At 69.9% G+C, this 16719-nt stretch carries 12 protein-coding genes; 3 read left to right on the plus strand and 9 right to left on the minus strand.

Going from position 1 to position 16719, the window contains the following annotated elements; translation table 11 throughout:
* Window positions 1-5: 5 nt before the first annotated feature.
* Together IT371_25735 and IT371_25740 are read right to left on the minus strand one after the other, a co-directional pair.
* The gene (locus tag IT371_25735) at window positions 6-1106 is read right to left on the minus strand and encodes a methyltransferase domain-containing protein (protein ID MCC6751081.1); all 1101 of its coding nucleotides are present in this window, start codon (window positions 1104-1106) and stop codon (window positions 6-8) included.
* A 45-nt stretch (window positions 1107-1151) separates the two neighbouring features.
* Window positions 1152-3092 (minus strand): CDP-glycerol glycerophosphotransferase family protein, encoded by a 1941-nt coding sequence (locus IT371_25740; GenBank protein MCC6751082.1) that lies wholly within the window; start codon window positions 3090-3092, stop codon window positions 1152-1154.
* Window positions 3093-3368: 276 nt separating this feature from the next.
* On the opposite strand from IT371_25740, the gene IT371_25745 reads away from it, so the two are divergent.
* On the plus strand, window positions 3369-4406 hold the full coding sequence (locus IT371_25745) for a hypothetical protein (GenBank protein ID MCC6751083.1): 1038 nt from the start codon (window positions 3369-3371) through the stop codon (window positions 4404-4406).
* A 28-nt stretch (window positions 4407-4434) separates the two neighbouring features.
* Window positions 4435-6039: a DUF362 domain-containing protein gene (locus IT371_25750; GenBank protein MCC6751084.1), complete on the plus strand. Its 1605-nt coding sequence runs from the start codon at window positions 4435-4437 to the stop codon at window positions 6037-6039.
* A 678-nt stretch (window positions 6040-6717) separates the two neighbouring features.
* Here the strand turns inward: IT371_25750 and IT371_25755 are convergent.
* Complete coding sequence (locus tag IT371_25755) at window positions 6718-7119, minus strand: CBS domain-containing protein (protein MCC6751085.1); 402 nt, start codon at window positions 7117-7119, stop codon at window positions 6718-6720.
* 435 nt (window positions 7120-7554) lie between these two features.
* Between IT371_25755 and IT371_25760 the strand changes: the two genes are divergently transcribed.
* Window positions 7555-8001 carry a cytochrome c3 family protein gene (locus IT371_25760; protein MCC6751086.1) on the plus strand — a complete coding sequence of 149 codons (447 nt, stop codon included), beginning with the start codon at window positions 7555-7557 and terminating at the stop codon, window positions 7999-8001.
* Window positions 8002-8035: 34 nt separating this feature from the next.
* Here the strand turns inward: IT371_25760 and IT371_25765 are convergent, their stop codons facing one another.
* The 6 genes from IT371_25765 to IT371_25790 all read right to left on the minus strand — a co-directional run bounded on the left by IT371_25765 (window position 8036) and on the right by IT371_25790 (window position 16624).
* Complete coding sequence (locus tag IT371_25765; protein ID MCC6751087.1) at window positions 8036-8686, minus strand: response regulator transcription factor; 651 nt, start codon at window positions 8684-8686, stop codon at window positions 8036-8038.
* 9 nt (window positions 8687-8695) lie between these two features.
* Window positions 8696-10930: a hypothetical protein gene (locus IT371_25770; GenBank protein MCC6751088.1), complete on the minus strand. Its 2235-nt coding sequence runs from the start codon at window positions 10928-10930 to the stop codon at window positions 8696-8698.
* The gene (locus IT371_25775; protein ID MCC6751089.1) at window positions 10927-12234 is read right to left on the minus strand and encodes a NapC/NirT family cytochrome c; all 1308 of its coding nucleotides are present in this window, start codon (window positions 12232-12234) and stop codon (window positions 10927-10929) included. Before IT371_25775 ends, IT371_25770 begins: the two co-directional genes overlap by 4 nt.
* Window positions 12235-12327: 93 nt before the next feature.
* Window positions 12328-12603: a hypothetical protein gene (locus tag IT371_25780; protein MCC6751090.1), complete on the minus strand. Its 276-nt coding sequence runs from the start codon at window positions 12601-12603 to the stop codon at window positions 12328-12330.
* A 211-nt stretch (window positions 12604-12814) separates the two neighbouring features.
* Window positions 12815-14608 (minus strand): hypothetical protein, encoded by a 1794-nt coding sequence (locus IT371_25785; GenBank protein MCC6751091.1) that lies wholly within the window; start codon window positions 14606-14608, stop codon window positions 12815-12817.
* Window positions 14609-14656: 48 nt separating this feature from the next.
* The gene (locus IT371_25790; protein MCC6751092.1) at window positions 14657-16624 is read right to left on the minus strand and encodes a response regulator; all 1968 of its coding nucleotides are present in this window, start codon (window positions 16622-16624) and stop codon (window positions 14657-14659) included.
* Window positions 16625-16719 lie beyond the last annotated feature (95 nt).

Consider the following 16719-nt stretch of genomic DNA (forward strand, 5'->3'; position numbering starts at 1 on the left):
GCTGACTAGTCGTAGAGTTCGACGGGATACCGATCCGTGCACGTTCCGCGCTTCACCCCGACGGCGAAGATGTCCTCGCCGCGATCCTCGAGTGAGGCGCCGATGGTCCTCAACCAGTCCCGCACGTTTCGATACCGGCCCCAGTAGTCGACGCCGTCCTCCACGTCGATCCAGACGTTCTCCGTGCGCAGCGTCTCGACCTCGAAGCCCGAGCGCTCGAGCAGCAACCGAAGCTCTCGCGGCGCGTACTCCTTGCAGTGCCGTGGGCTGCCCGCCTTGGAGAACTTGTTGTAGACGTACGGGGGAAAGCCGTTCACGGCGGCGTCGAGGCTCCGGTAGCTCGTGATGTTGGGGGTGGTCAGGATCAGCCGGCCTCCGGGGCGGAGCACGCGGCCGGCCTCCACGAACATGAACATCGGGTCGTTCGGCAGGTGCTCGAGGATCTCGCAGGCCAGGACCACGTCGAAGGAGCCATCGTCGAACGGGAAGCGATCCCGCTCGACGTTGAAGTTGTGCAGGTGCATCGAGAACGAGCCTTCGGGTCCGGCCGCCGGGATGGTCACGTCCTTCTCGGGCTCCGTCGCGGGATCGGGCCACCAGTCGGAGTAGCAGAGGCTGTACTTCGCGTAGCGGCGCAGGAGCGCGGAGAAGAACTTGTTCGCGCCGAGCTCGAGCAGCCGCTGGTCAGGCCGCCCCTCGGAAAGCAGCCGCAGCGTCGCCGCGAAACGCGGGAGGTGCACGGTCACGTACCCGCGCGCGCCCGGGTCCGCGCCGAAGAGCTCGAGGAGGTAGCGCTCGAGCTCCGCGTACCGCGGGGGCGGGTCCAGCGCCTCGCGCAGACTCTGCAGCACCTGGTGCGCCTTGCGGTGGAGCGGGTCGAGCCTGACCGCCTGGTTCATGCAAGCCGAGCTCTCGGGGAAACTTTCCGCCTGCGCGTAGAGCACACCGAGCTCGAAGAAGACCTGCGCCAGCGCGTCGGGTTCGACATCCACCGGCCAGTGGGCCAGCACCTCACGGTACTTCGCGATCGCGCCGGGCGTGTCGTCGCCGGCTGCCGCCGCCGCTCGCGCCTGCTCGTACAGAGCTGCTAGGGCCGTCTCACCCATGCACCACCGCTCCTTCCGCCAGAACGTCGCCCCGCGAGGCGGTCATCACCCCGCCTCGCGTCGTTCCCGCGCATCGCTCGCCGCCACGCGCTTCACGCGCACCTGGATCGATAGCCGGCGCGGGTCCTCGCCGAATCCGAGCTCCTTGGGCACGAACGCCTGGTCGGCGCGAAACTCGACCGTCGGCGCCTCGAGCCGCTCGACCGGTACCGTCAGCCGGAGCGAAATCGCCTGCCAGCCGCCCACGAAGCTCACGACACCCACGCGCTGTCCGGACACGGAGACGGTCGCGCACACCGGAAACGAACCGTAGTGGCGGTGGTCGCTCGACCGGAGCTCCACCTCCAGCAGGTAGCCGCCGGGTCGGTCGGCACGGCGCACGGTCTGCTCGAGGCGAAGCTGGGCTCGCTTCGCCATCCAGCGCCAGCCGTCTTCGGGCGGGTAGAATCCGTCCCCGTAGCAGAGACGGGGCTCGTCGTCCCAGATCTGCGCAACCTCCGGCTCCCCGGCGGCCGCTCCACTCGAGGTTGCCTCGCGGGCGAAGAGCGCGTAGCTCCCGTTCGGCCCCTCCGGGCCGCAGCAGCAGCCCAGCCGTCGATCCTCGCGCATCCGGGCGAGGGCCCGCGACACGAACGACGCGTCCTCGAGCCGCTCGCGCGCGGGGTCGAGCACCACCAGCGCGTACCCGGAGGCCGACGCGCCGAGGAAGCTCCGACGCAGCGATTCCACCGTCGTCCCCTGCGCACCAAAGGGGGAGACCCCGGCGGGCCAGCTCGCCGACACATCCCGGGGCTCCGTGAGCGCGCAGAACCAGCGCGTCGCCCGAAGCTGCTCTTGTGCGTGGGCGAACCAGCGTCGAAGCTCGTCGTCGAGACGCGGGGCGATGACGAGCGCCTCGAGGCGTGGCAACTCGCGCAGCGCCGACGCCAACCGCTCCACCGCGCGACCATCCCGCTCCTCGCCGAAGAGCTCGGCGCTGCACGCCGCCTGTCGCGCGCGCGCGCGGCAGGCGTGATCGTCGAAGACCCGCTCGAGGGCCGCACGAAACTCCTCGGGGGTGCGGAACTCCAGCGCCACGTCGCGCCAGCGGTTGGCCAGCGCCAGCGGGTCGAGCTCGCCCTCCACCACGGTCTCGCCGCTGCTGTAGAGCAGGATCGGTCGTTCGAGCGCCATGAACTCGTAGACCAGAGACGACCCGTCGGAGATCAGCAGGTCGGCCCCCGCGAAGAACCCGGCGATGCTCGCCGCCGGGTCCTCTGCCAGCTCGACGTGGGGCTCCTCGCGCGCCAGCCGGCGCCACGTCTCGAGCCACGCCGCGAAACGCGCCTCGAACTGCCGCATCAGCGGATGGGCGAAGGTCACGATGTTCGGGTGCGGACGGATCACGATCCGGCTTTCCGGATAGACGGCCCGGATCCACGCGACGAGCTGTCCCTCGAAGAAGGCAGCCGCGCTGACCTCCGGATTCCAGGTGGGGGCAAAGAGAATCGTGGGTCGCCGACGATCGATCGCCCGCACGGGCAGACGGAAGGTGTCGTCGGCCCACGGGTTGCCCGTGGCCAGGAAGCCGCGGCGCGGAAGAACCCCCACCCGCTCCATGTCGCGTCGATCGAAGGCACTGCCCGCGAGATAGTCCGCGTCGCCGTACTCGCGGGGAGTACGAATGTACTTGCACCCCACGCCGTGGCGCATGGCGACGAGCAGCACGTGATGCCGAGCGCAATGGTCGCGGACGAGCAAGATGTCTTGCTCCGTGGCCACGACGAGCACGTCCGGCCGAAAGGCGAGAGCCGCCTGCCGGTCGTGCGTGAGCAGCGCCCCGTCGAGCAGGGCCACGAGCGGCTCCAGCGCGCGTCGCACGAATGGCAGGGTGCAGTACGCGGCGATGCGCAATCGCCCGGCCTGAGAATCCGTCTCGCCTGCTATCGAAGCCACCACGTTCCCGAAGATGTCGTCTGACCGACGCCTCGCGTCGAAAAGGCCCATGTAGGCTATCAGCGACGGGTGTGGCCAGCAAGGTGGGGGCACCTCCCACGCCGAAAGCCCCCGCGGAGCGCCAGGCGCGCTGCGCTCCGCGGGGGCTGCGCCGTCAGGTCGCTGACGGTGGTGCGACGGGCGCTCGGCCCCCGTCGCACAACCTCCGGTCATCACGTGCAACCGCCTCGGGTCCGATCCGACCGGGCGATGGTACGCGCATTGCTAGATCTCTGCGGTGCATCGGTGATCGCGGGCGGTAGGGGCCCGAGAGAGGAACCTCGTCACATGGGGCTCGACCCACGCTCGGCCAGCTCGTACCTCGCGTTCCGCTACCTCGCGCGACGGGAGTGGAGCTGGAGGCCCGGGCTGCAGCCGAGCTGGCCCGAGGAGGACGATCGAGGCCAGGTCGCCGTCTCCACCCCGGGCGCCATTCGCGCCGCGCTCTCGCACCTTCTCGCCCGGGAGGCCGCCAGCCCCAGCACCGCCCTGCTCCTCAGCGGGGGCATCGACTCCGCCATCCTGGCCGCGCTGCTTCCCCCCGGAACGCGCGCGTACACGGTCCGCTTTCACGCGCCGGGTGCCCTCGACGAGAGCGTCGGAGCCGCCCAGTTCGCCACCCGCTGCGGGCTCTCGCACCGCGTGGTGACCGTGACCTGGGAGGACCATCTCGCGCACATCGACGCGCTCATGCGCCACAAGCGCTCGCCCCTGCACCCTGCCGAGGTGGGGCTGCACCTCGCCGCGCGAGCCGCCGCCGAGGAGGGCGCGACGCGCCTCGTGATCGGCACGGGCGCCGACTCGACCTTCGGCGGCCTCGACCAACTCCTGTCGCGCGATTGGACCTTCGAGGAGTTCGTGCAGCGGTACACCTTTCTCGACCCGGCGCTGGTCCTCGACTTCCCGGTTTCCATGCGCGAGATCTTCGAGGAGTACCGGCGCGGCGCGTGCATCGACGTGCAAGGCTTCCTCAAAGAGGTGCACGGTCGCGGCATCAGCCAGGCCTTCGCCAACGCGGCCTCCGCGGCCGGTTGCTCGCTCGTCGAGCCCTACGAGGCGCTGCATCTGGACGCCCCGCTCGACCTGGAGCGGATCCGCCGCGGCGAGAGCAAGTACTTGCTGCGAGCCCTCTTCGCCGAGCTCTACCCCGAGCTTGCGCTGCCCCCCAAGGTGGCCTTCGCGCGCCCCATGGACGAGTGGCTCGCGAGCTGGCGCCCCAACGGAGGCTCCCTGCTGCGCGCGAACCTTCCGATCTCCCAGCTCACGGGCGAGCAGCGGTGGCTCCTCTTCTGCCTCGAGCGCTTCGAGCGCCTGGTGGTGAACTAACGTGGACCTCGCCCACGGAACCCCAAGGGTGGCCATCACGGCGGTCGCGGGACCCTATCCCGACGCACCGCCGTACGACCCCGGCGAGGCCTACCCGGAGTACGGCGAGCGCCCACGCTCGGCCTCCCCGAATCCCGTCTACGCGGCGGTCCGTGAGACCCTGCGCCGCCTGGGCTATGACCGCGAGCGGTACGGCACGCCCGAGTGGAATCCCCTCGGTACCATCGTCCGGCCCGGAGATCGGGTCTTCCTCAAGCCCAACCTCGTGGCCCACGCGTCCCGAACCAAGGGTCGGGAGTCGGACGACCTCTTCGCGGTGATCACGCACCCCGCCGTGGTGCGAGCGCTCGGGGATTACGTGGCGATCGCCCTGAAGGGGAGGGGCGAGCTCATCGTCGGCGACAACCCGTCGATCGACGCCGATTTCTCTCGCATCCTCGAACGGACGCACCTCGATCGTCTTCCCGCCCTTTACGCCGAACGCTTCGGCGTCTTCTGCCGCGTCCTCGACCTGCGGCCGCTGCGCACCGACGACCTCGAATACTACGGCTTCAAGTCCAGGGCCGTGCCTCAGCAGGGCGACCCCGACGGAGAGCTGGTGGTGGACCTGGGCCCACGCTCTCGCTTCTTCGGCCTGAACCCCTGGCGTTTTCGCGGCGCGTTTTCGAACCGCCTCGAGACGATCCGGCTGCACCACGGCCGCACGCACCGCTACTCCCTGTCGGCCACCGTCGCGCTCTCCGACGTCTTCATCTCCGTGCCGAAGCTGAAGGCCCACCACAAGGTGGGTGTAACGCTGAACCTGAAGGGGCTCGTCGGCACGGTGGCCAACAAGAACTGCCTCGTGCACTGGCAGATCGGCTACCCCGGCTGGGGCGGAGACGAGTACTCGCAGACCGTGACGGCGACGGACCACCTTCGCCTGGCGCTCGAGCACCTCCTCCTCGATGCGCTCCCGGAGTCGGTCTATCTGGCCCTGCGCGGCGTCATCCGTCGCCACCGCCGCGCGCCGTCGCAGAAGGGCAAGCCGGGCGGCACGGGCGGGACGGGCAAACCGGCCCACGAAAAGTACCGCGGCGCGTGGCCCGGCAACGACACCTGCTGGCGCATGGTAGCCGACCTCTACGACGCCTTGGTCGTGGACGTCACGGGCTACCGTCAGCGGCAGGGGAAGGGTCCCATGCGATTCTTCTCCCTCGTGGACGGCGTGACCGCCGGCGAGGGCGACGGTCCCTTCACCCCTACGTCGCGGGAGGCACGCGTGCTGCTTGCAGGAGAGGACCTGCTCGCGGTGGACTGCGTGGCCACCCGAACCATGGGCTTTCGCCTCGAACAGGTACGCTACCTCTCGCGGCTGGCCGAGGAGCGCGGGCTGCGCCCCTCGACGATCCGGGTCATCTCCGACGAATTCCCGAGCTCGAACCGTCTCGACGCAACCGAGCGGCACCTCGCGTTCCAACCACCCACCAAGTGGCCGGAGCTGGCGCTGCCCAGGCCCAAGGATACAGGCGATGAAGATCATCATTCTCGCGGCCGGCAAGGGCGAACGCCTGATGCCCCTCACGAAGAACACCCCCAAGCCGCTCCTCGACCTCGGCCATGGAGCGACCCTGCTGGAAGAACAGATCGGTAGCCTCCAGCAGTCGGGGGTCGTCGAGGAGGTGGTGCTCGTCCTGGGCTACCTGGCGGGTCAAGTGGAGTCCAAGCTCAGCACCTTCGACGCCCGCGGCCTGCGGCTACGCAGCGTCTACAACCCCTTCTACGAGATCTCGAACAACCTGATGTCGCTCTGGCTCGCCCGGGATGAGCTGGACGGCGATCTGATGATCACCAACGGCGACAATCTGTTCTCGCCGGACGTCTTCCGCGGTCTGGCGGCTTGCGGCGACGGGATTCACCTCGCGATCAACCGCAAGTCGAACTTCGACTTCGACGACATGAAGATCACGCTCGACGGTGCGGTGATCCGACGGGTGAGCAAGGAGATCTCCGACAGCGAGGCGCACGGCGAGTCACCCGGCCTCGCGCTGGTCAGAGGGCGACGGGCCCAGAAGCTCGCCAGGGAGCAGCTCGAGCTGCTAGGTCGCCGCAAGAGCTCTCTCACACAGTTCTGGCTCGAGCTCTTCAACGCGCTGTACGAGCAGGGGATCCCGGTGCACCCCTGGTGGTTCGACGCCACCGGCCGCTGGACCGAGGTGGACTTCCATCGCGACGTGGAGAGCCTGCGCGCCCTCCTCACCGCCAAGTCACGCGGCTTGAAGGGCACCGCCGACGAAGAGGCGGCGTAGACGGCGCGACACCGGCCGGCGTTCTACACCGGCTCCCCGTGAAGCGCCGTGATGACCAGGTCCAGGAAGTCCGCCTCGGTCAAGATGCCGATCAGCGTCCCTCCGTCGACCACCGGCAGACACCCGATCTTGTGCCGCCGCATGAGGCGCGCGGCCTCGACGGCGACCGTATCGGCCGTCACGGTGATCACATCGGTGGTCATGATGTCCTCGGCGCGGATGCTGCGCTGGATCTCCCGGCGCGCCTCGCGCGTGAGCGCTGCGAGGGAGCTGGCCTGACAGCGGAGGAGGTCCCGGTGGGTCACGAGGCCCATCAGGCGGCCGCGGTCCACGACGGGCAGGTGGCGGAGCCGTCCGAGGCGCATCACCTCCTCGGCGAGGTTCAGGTTCTCGTCCTTCTCGAGCGTGATCACATCCCTCGACATCAGGTCTGCCACGGTGAGTTGCGCCACGGTCGCTCTCCTTGTGAGGCCGAGACCCGGCCACCTCACCTGTAGTTCATAGCAAGAGCCATTCCAGCGAGCGCCACGCACGCGGTCCGCGACCGCCCACCGCTACCCGTGGAACCGCAGGCGTTCGGGAGCGGGTGGGCGCGCGCGCCCCTCGACGGAGCCGCCAGCGCGGGTCAGAACGATTCGCACTGCCGAAGGTCGGACGCGGACCCGGGCCAAGCTGGCCCAGGCCGGCCGGGCCCCTCTCACCGTCGGTGGAGGGCCCCGCTGACCCGGAGTCGTTCCGTCGCCACCGACGAGTGCAGCGCACTTGCCTTGCCTATTTTTCTGCGCGAGCATGCGTACAACGAATTGACCGCGCTGCCCGTGGTTCTGTCCCAGCGCCCGACGCGAAAGGAGATGAGTCCGATGAGAGGCCTGTACCTGCGACTGTTGGTTCCGTGTGTCGTGATGCTCATGGCGGTGGCGGCGAGTCCTGGGGTGAGCAGCGCGGAGAAGAAGGCTCCGAAGGAGCTCGAGATCAAGGGCTGCAAGAAGAAGAAGGGCCCCGTCAAGTTCAAGCACGCGGCCCACGAGAAGGCCGTCAAGAAGATGGGCAAGGACTGCAAGGCCTGCCATCACACCGGACCGGTCGAAAAGCTCTGCTCCGACTGCCACAAGAAGGCCGAAGGCAAGGTCGGCACCTGCGACGACAAGTCCGCCACGAAGAACCCGTACCATGCTCAGTGCCGCGGGTGTCACAAGGAGGCGGCCAAGGAGCCCCACAAGATGACCAAGGGCCCCACGACCAAGTGCAAGGGGTGCCACGTGGGTGACAAGGACGACAAGGACGACAAGGAGGCGAAGGAGAAGTAGGCCTTCGTCGAGAGTTCTCCCGCCCCGCCTTCCCCTACGGCTCCACCAGCTTCAGCCGCACCGCCGCCCGCACCAGATCGGATTTGCTGTGCACCTCGAGCTTCTCCATGAGGTTCGCGCGGTGGCGGTTCACCGTGTGCGGGGAGATGTGGAGGAGCTCGCCGATCTCCTTGGCGGTCTTGCCTTCGGCGACGAGCTTCAGGATCTCCAGCTCGCGATCGCTGAGCAGGCCGAGGTCCCCGCTCTCGCTGGCCTCGTGCGGGCGGACGGCCGCATCCACCACGAACTCCATCAGCGAGGGATCCACGTAGGTGCGCCCTTCCAGCACCGCGCTGACGGCCGAGACGAGGTCCTTGGCCAGCGCCTTCTTGGGCACGTAGCCCCGGGCGCCGAGCTTGAGCGCCCGCATCACGTACGAGCGGTCGGTGTACTGCGAGACGACGAGCACCTTCGTGGCGAGCTGGAGGCCCTTGAGCTCGGCCAGCACGTCGAGGCCTCCCAGGTCGGGCATCGAGAGGTCGAGCACCATCAGGTCGGGCTGGTGTCGCTGGCAGAGGTCGATCGCCTCGCGCCCGGTCGCCGCCTCGCCCACGATCTGCACCTCCGACAGGCGGGCCTCGATGAGCCCACGCAGGGCTTCGCGGAAGAGGGCGTGGTCGTCGGCCAGGAGGATGCGAGCGGGCATGAGTGCGGCCTAGGATAGCTCGTCGGAGACGGGAGTGCACGGCACCTCGAGGTCGATGCGCAGCCCACCGCCTTCGCCGTGCGAGAAGGCGACCTTTCCTCCCACCTGGGTGATGCGCTCGCGCATGCCGAGGAGTCCCCAGCGCCCCGAGGTGTTCGGGCTCTCCAGCAGCGCCTGGTCGAGGCCGCGCCCGTCGTCCTCGAGGTGCGCCGTCACTCCGGAGGCCGCGAAGGCGACGCTCGCGCGGACCTCCTTCGCGCCGGAGTGGCGCACCACGTTCGTCATCGCCTCCTGGAAGACGCGATAGACGGCGACCTCGACGGCGCGCGGCAGCGCCGTGTCCTCGGCGCCCTGCACCTCGAACTCGAAGCCGACCCCCGCATCCTCGAGCAGGTTGTGACCCGTGGCCCGGATGGCCTCGACCAGGCCGAGGTCGTCCAGCACCGCCGGCCGCAGACGCCGGATCAGGCGGTCGGTGTGGTCGAGCACCTGCTCGACGAGCGACTTGGCGCGCTCGAGCCGGGCCTCTTGCGCGGCGGGGTCGCTCGCCGCGGGGAAGGTCTCGAGCAGCACGCGAAGCGCGCTCAGCACCTGACCGGTCTCGTCGTGAATCTCGCGGGCGATGCGCCGCCGCTCCTCGTCCTCGGCCTCGAAGAGGTGCTGCAACAGCCGGTTCTTCGCCGCGTGCTCCTCGCGCAGCCGCTGGTCGAGGAGCTCGCGCACGAGCACGAAGCGCACCTGCGCGGTGACCACGTCCAGGGCCGTCTTCAGATACGGCCCCATGAGGGCCCCTTCGGCGGTGACCCCGATCCAGAGCTGCGCCTCGGAGACCCCCTCGAGCCGCAGCTTCCGCACGAAGAACTCGCTGCACCCTCTGAGCTCTCCGAGCAGGATCCCCTGCTCGGCCAGGAATTCCGGCGTAACGGAGGCCTCGCGCTCGCCGAGGGCCAGCAGGCGCTCGGACGGCGCGCTCTCGCACCTCACGCCCACGCACTGCACGCACACGCCGTCGCCGCTGCCCGTACGGTAGAGGAGCATCGCGGCCCGGATGGGCTCGACCTGCGTGAGCTGGCGGATCGCGTCGGCGAGGGCTCCGGAGGAGAGCCCACGAGGCTCGGGGGCGAATTCGCCCGAATCGCTCGCGTCGCGCGCGTCGACTCGAGGAGCGCCTGCCGCACCGGAGGCGCGGGTGGAGAGCTCGTGCGCCGAAGACAAAGATTCGGCGAGCCGCGCGATCTCTTCGTCCACCGGACCTCTCGACGGTGCCCACTCCGCCATGCCGGCCAGCTCCGGCTCGCGGGCCATGGCCACGAGGCGACTGATCGGCCGCAAGATGCGGCGGTGGAGCAAGAGAAACGCCCCGGCGAAGATCCCCAGGATCGCCGCCACGAGCCCCACCGTGCCGAAGACCAGGTCGCGCAGCGGAGCGTAGAGCTCGTCGCGCCGCTCGCGCACCGTCACGCTCCAGCTCGTGCCCGCCACGGGGGCCACGGCGGTGATCTCCGCCGAGCGGGTCAGGTCCCCGGGTCGCTCCCCCCCTTCGTGACAGGAGTGGCAGGGCATGGCCTTGGCCTGTCCCATGCGGACGGCGTCGGAGAAGTAGGTGCCGTGCACCACGGACTCGAAGCGCTCCTTCTCGCGGGTGGAGTAGAGCGCCACCCCGCGCCCATCCAGGAGCTGGACTCGCGCGGAGCCCCCCGTCCCGACGTGGCCGAAGAGGTCGAAGAGGTCGCTGAAGGCCTTCTCCTGCAGGTTCAGGTGCGCCATCGCGGCGCGCCACCCCCCTTCCGTGCGCACGACGACCAGCGTCACCATCGGTCGCCCGTCGGAGGTGCGCCAGAGGTCGGTCGCCTCGACCTGACCTGCGGCCTCGGCGTGGCGCAGGGCCGGGAGGAGCACCTCCGAGGGAGGCAGCTCTCCGTCGGTCGCGGCGCTGACCCCCCGACTCCGGTCTAGCAGCGCGATGGCGCTGATCTGCGGGCTCGTCGCGCGGAGCTGAGCCAAACTCGCGGCCGTGCTGGCCGCGGACGCGTCGGCCTCCTTGGCGAGCAGCGCGGAGAGCGCGTCCCCGGCGCGACGCACGAAGCCGGAGACGAACCGCGCGGCCCCCACGGCCTCCGCCTCGCGCGAGTGCATCGCATAATCGGTCGCGCGACGAAAGGCCAGCACCTCGAAGGCCACCGCCCCCGCCACGGCGAGGGCCATCGCCACGACGAAGTAGGTCAGGAAGCGCCGGACGATCATTTCACGGCGCCGACCTGCTTCGCGCGTCGCGTGTACTCCATCGTGTCGTCCTCATGGCAGGCCGTCTTGCACTGACCACCGTCCTTGCTGGCCGTGAAAGACTGCTTGGAGGCGGCGCCCTCTTTCTCGTCCTTCGCGCGCCGGAAGGAGACCAGGCCGACCGTGGCGTCGCTGCCGTGGGCCTCGTGACAGCGCTTGCACCAGTAGGCCTCCTTGCCGAGCTCTCCCGCGTGCGAGACGTGCAGGTCGTCGTCTCCGTCGGAGAAGCTGCTGACGAGCTTCTCGGGCCGCCCCTTCAGCAGCGCCGCGAGCTTGCGGTGGCACGAGAGGCAGCCGTTCGCCGACGGCGCGGACGCGGTCTTATAGAGGTGCGTCGGAGACATGACCTGGTGGCAGTCACCGCACCGCCCTTCGCCCACCGCCTTGTGCGCGCTCGCGTAGGTCGTCTCCGCGGTGTCGTGGCACTTGGCGCAGATCTCGCGCACGGGCTTGTCGGCGTAGGCGTAGTGCCGCCCCTTCTGCGCTTCGTGGCAGTCGGTGCACTTGTGGTCGTCACCGCCGTGGGAGTTGGCGGCCTTCGCGTCCAGGTGGCACTTCGTGCAGCGCGCCTCTTCAGTGGCCGAGAAGGCCACGGCCTTGCCGCGGCGATGCTTCCCGTCGTGACAGGCGTGGCAGTCGGCGGCCGCGAAGAGGGGATTCTCCTTCTTGCCCTGCTTGCCCTCCTTGCCCTCCTTGCGCGGCGCCGGGTGCGCGATGGCCCGGGAGTGGCACTCGATGCAGTTGAGCCCCACGTCCAGGTGTCGCTTGTGCGCGACGGCCACCGTCTTCTTCTCCTTGATCCGCGCCGCGCGCCGATGACAGCGCTTGCAGTTCTCCTCGACGAGGGCCTTGTGATGGTCGCCCATGTGCGCCTTGATGTCGGCGGTGGACTTGGCGCGGAAGTGCGAGAAGAGCTGCCGCAAGCCGCTGGCCTTCGCCGCGGCCCAGCCGGAGAGCCCCGGCCGCGCGTGGCAGTCCACGCACTTGGTCTTCTGGTGCACGGAGCGCTCCCACGAGGCGAAGTTCGGGCTCATCTCGTGGCACGCGCGACAGAAGCGCGGCATCTCGGTGCGGTGGTAGATGTCCATCCCGGAGGCCACGGTGGCGATGAGCGCGATGGCCACGACGATGCCAAAGGCCCAGATGTAGCGCCGGGCCAGATGCACGGAGACGAGGAGCCTCGTGCGGAAGCCAGGCCTTCCTTCCAGCAGGGCGCGGTCGTCGTTACTGGCGAATCGATGCAGAAGCCGATCCAGACGCTTCATCGTGCAAGGTCCTCTGACGGATGTTGCCTCCCTCCCCGCTCGCTCCTGGGCCCTTCCTCGTAGTGCCGCGCCTCGGGTGCGCGTGCCGCCCGCCTACCTTCGGCCTGCAAGTTCCTTGCCCTTCTCCTCCTCGACCGGCGCGTCCAGGTTCTGCTTCAGACCGGCCACCACCTCGCCCGCCGGGGGGTTGCCCGCAGCCGCGGCCTCGGCCGACTCGCTCGCCTCACTCGGGAGCGCGGCCACGCGAAAGAGGCCCGCCTTCTCGAGGAGCGCCGCCACGCCCAGCACCAGGGCGATCGCCAGCACGATGATCCCAGGGGCGAAAACCAGCACGCTCAGCATCAGCTTGCCAAAATACGCGAAGTCCATGACATCCTCCTACTTTCTGTGGCGGCTGGGAGCCGCGTTTCGTTCGTCCTTACACCCTCCATTTTGCCGATCCGCGGCGTCCGCACCATTGAGTCCAGACATCATTGAACGCCGCCCCGGCGCACCACTTCGGCCGCGTCGCGCGCGCCATCGTCTCGTGGTGCGTTCGCACCATGAGACGAGGTGGGCCACAGTGTTCTAGGGGGTGTCCCTAGCGCGGCGTCGCGCCAATTCGCGCCACGTAAAGAGACCCGGCCCCCTCGAGGCGTGTCAGATCCGCCCCGAGGGTGGCGAGGCTCCCGGCGTCGAAGCGCTCGTCCACCTCCACGGCGCCGCCCAGGGCTCTGGCCGCGGCGCGCGCGAAGGGCGGTTCCCCCGCCGGGTCGATCCGGGCGGAGGCCCCCGGCCGACCGGCCCACGCGCCGAGAAAGAGCCCTCCCCGCTCCGCGTCGCGCCGGGCGAAGAGCACCACCTCGCCACCGGCGCCGGCCTGCTCCGCCGCCGCGCGGTGGAGCCTCTCGAGGAGCGCGTGGAGAATCGGGGCGGGACCGCGCGCCGACAGCCCGGGCTCGACGGCCACGTGCCACCCTCGGTCGCGCAGCTCGCGTTCGAGGTCGTGGAGCACGAGGTGGGTCTCGGAGGCCACATCGAGCGCCTCGTGCCCGTCGAGACCCTGCACCGTGTCGGCGAGCTGCCGAGCTAGACGCCGCGCCGCCACCATCCGTGGATCGATCGAGGAGAAACCGCGCCAGACGCCTCCTCCGGTCCGCAGAGGACGCAGCACGGCCCAGGCGTAGAGGTCCCAGGCGGGCCGCCCCGGCTCGACGATGCCCGAAGCGCTCGCCAGCTCCTCCTCCGGCGCCGCCGACGGCGTCGCCTCGGCAGCCGGCCACAGCTCGAGGAGCGCCACCCCTTCGTCGGCCGGCGTCGAGAGCAAGAGCACCACGGGCTCCCCTCGCTCCGCGGCGTCGAAGGCCCAGCCCTCTTCGAGCGCCCGCGCGTGGAGCTCGGGACGGGCGAGGAGGAGCTCCTGCCGTCGGACCCCGACGAGACGCCCCGGGTGCCTCGGATCGGCGAGCGCCTCCTCGGCGCGACGGTTCGCCGCGAGCACCGTGCCTGCCGCGTCGCAGACCAGCGCCACCCCGGGGCTCTGCTCGAGGACGCGCGAGAGCGCCGCCGCCGCGGCCGAGACGGCCCGCCGGCGATCCAGATCGGCGGTCAGCGCGTGCAGCGATCGCGCGAGGTCGTCGAGCTCGTCCACCCGACGCGCCCCGGTGGCCGCGCCTCGCGCTCCGGCGCGCAGATCTTCGACGAGCCGATGCAGCGCCCTCACGCGCGTCACGACGACGCGCCGCACGCTCACGAAGAGCACCACCACCAGCACGAGCGAGAGCCCCGCCGCCAGCAGGACCGCGAAGGTCACCTCGTCGCGGATGCCGCCCGTCAGCTCTTCCTCGTCGAGGTCGATGCGCAGCACCCCGAGAGTCGTCACCTTGGGATCCTTGTGACAGCGCCGGCAAGCCTTCTCGGCCTCGACGGAGTGCAGCGACCGGACGGTCCGCCGCCCGTCGTCCACCATCGTGAGACCCGCGCGGTGCGCCGTGGTGGTCCCGTCGGACTCCCCGTGACAGGCCTGGCAGGTCGGGTTGGCGGACGAGACGCGCGTCCCCTGTCGCTCGGAGCGATTCGAGAAGGTCACGTGCCCGCGCTTGTCGAGCACGTCGATGGCGCGCACGGGACGCACCGCCGCGAGCCGCACGATCTCCTGCCGCAGGCGCTGCCGCTCCCCCGAGAGCATCGCGTCGCGAAGGCCGTGGAGCACCACGCGCCCCACGAGCGCGCTGTAGCTAGCGAGCGTGGCCTCGCGACTGCGCCCCATCTCGCGCCAGAGAGCGGCCGCGACCACGGCGAAGAGCACCGCCACGGCGAGCACCGTCGGCACCGTCAGCCGAAGCCCGATTCCCCCGAGGAGGCTCTGTGTTCGCCGGCTGCGTGAGCTTTCCATCCTGGCCTGGGAGCGGGGCGCGTCCACCCTCGGTATCCAGGCCGGAGTCTACACCGTCCGGGTGCTCGCGGGATGCCGGAGGAGCATCCGGCAGACGAGGTCTCGTAGCCCCTGGGCCGCGAACGGCTTCTCGAGCACCTCGCGCCCCGCCTCCTGCAGGAAGGCGCGCGCCTCCGGCGTGAAGGCCCCTCCGGACATCAGGCACACCCGCTGGGCCTGCTCCGGCGCTTCCTGGCAGAGCGCAGCGTAGAGCTCCTGTCCGTTCATCTCGGGCATCATGATGTCAACCAGCAAGACGTCGTAGCACTCGCCCTTGCGGATCAGCTCGAGCACCTCGACTGCCCGCGTGGTGGTACACACCGTGTGATAGGGGCCGAGGATGCGGGAGACCGCCGTCAAGATCGGCTCCTCGTCGTCCACGGCGAGCACCCGACCCGAGCAGCAGCTCTCCCTCTCCGCGGCACCGACCTCCCCGTCCGCGGCCGCCTCGAGCTCGGCCTCGGTAGCCGCCGGCAGGTGGACGCGAAATAGGGACCCCTTCCCGGGCTGGCTCTCCACCTCGATGTCGCCACCCAGATCCTTCACCACGCGCTGGCAGATGTTCAGGCCCAGGCCCGTCCCCACGCCCTGCGGCTTGGTCGAGAAGAAGGGGGTGAAGAGCCGCGCGAGGACCTCTGGCGGCATGCCGACCCCCGTATCCTTCACCTCGATCGTCACCCGCTGCTCCGCGTCCTCGAACAGGCGGACCCGCAGCTCGTTCACGCCCGCGGCGCCCTCCGGAATGGCCTGCGCCGCGTTCACCACCAGGTTCAGAAACACCTGGCTCAGCCTCGACTCGCTGGCGTACACGGGCGGCGTGGGCTGGAAGTCCTTCACTAGGCGCGCGCGATGGCGGATCTCGTTCCACGCCATGCGCAGGGCCGATTCCATCACCCGCTCGACGTCGGTCGCCCGACGCACGTCGTCGTCGCCACGCGAGAAAATCTTCAGGTCCCGTACGATGTCGCGAATGCGCAACGCGGCCACCTGCACGTCGCGGAGCGCCTCGACGGCGTTCTGGAGCTGCTCCACCCGACCGCCTCTCGGCTCTTCCGTCAGCTCCTGAACCGCCACGTCCACGTTGGCCGTCACGGCCGAGAGGGGATTATTGATCTCGTGGGCCACGCCCGCCGCGAGCATTCCGACGGAGACCATGCGGTCCGAGATGAGTAGTCTCTGTCGCGTCTGGGACTCCTCCGTCACGTCGCGCGCGACCGACACCGCGCCCACGACCGCGCCGCGATCGTCTCTCAGGGCGGAGATCGAGGACTGCATCTCGCGCTCGCCCGCCTCCGTTCGGATCTTCCAGTGGTAGATCGTGGGCTCGCCCGACAGCGCCACCCGGCCGGCCTGCTCGTGTGCGACCGGCTCGAGAACCCCTTTCACCTCCCGAGGCGTCAACCCGACGAAGGCTTCCGGAGAAAGGCGGTGCTTGCCGAGCCACTTCCCCGCGACCTCCAGGTAACGCAGCTCCGTGTCCTGGATCAGGATCACGTCCTCGAGCTCGGCCGCCACACCCTGAAGCCGCCCCTCGAGGGTCACCGCGCGACGCCGCGCGGCCTGCAGGTGGTCCTCGAGGGACCGGGCGGCTTCCTTCTGGAGCGCTGCCACCAGCTTGAGCGAGGCGTTCGCCCGTCGGAGGTGCCGCTCCTTGTAGCCCATCAGATAGCCAAAGGTGCCGAAGACCGCGATGCTGGCCAGGCACACGTAGATGAAGGTCTCCGCGTCTCGGAGCAGCTCGCCGTGGGCCCACGAGCCGACCTGCGGCCAGCCTGCCAGCACCCAGCGCTCGAAGAGCAGCCCGAGCGGCGCACCCAGTCCCAGAAACGCGCCGATCGCGAGGTAGGTCCACGTTCGAAGAGGTGCTCGCGCCAGGCTGCTCCCCGCGTCGGCGATGGCCGGCGCCGCGACTCCCACGACCTCGGGCTGCTGCCCTCCCAGCGTCGCCGCGATGTCAGGGCCTCTCGATCCACGCATGTCCACACGCTCCGGTGACGAGCCCACCACCCCCGCATGGGCGGAACCACACCTCCTCTCCCTCCCCGTTGCGGCAGAAGCCCACGGCCTGTGGC

Source organism: Deltaproteobacteria bacterium (genome assembly GCA_020848905.1).
Taxonomy (GTDB): domain Bacteria; phylum Myxococcota_A; class Polyangia.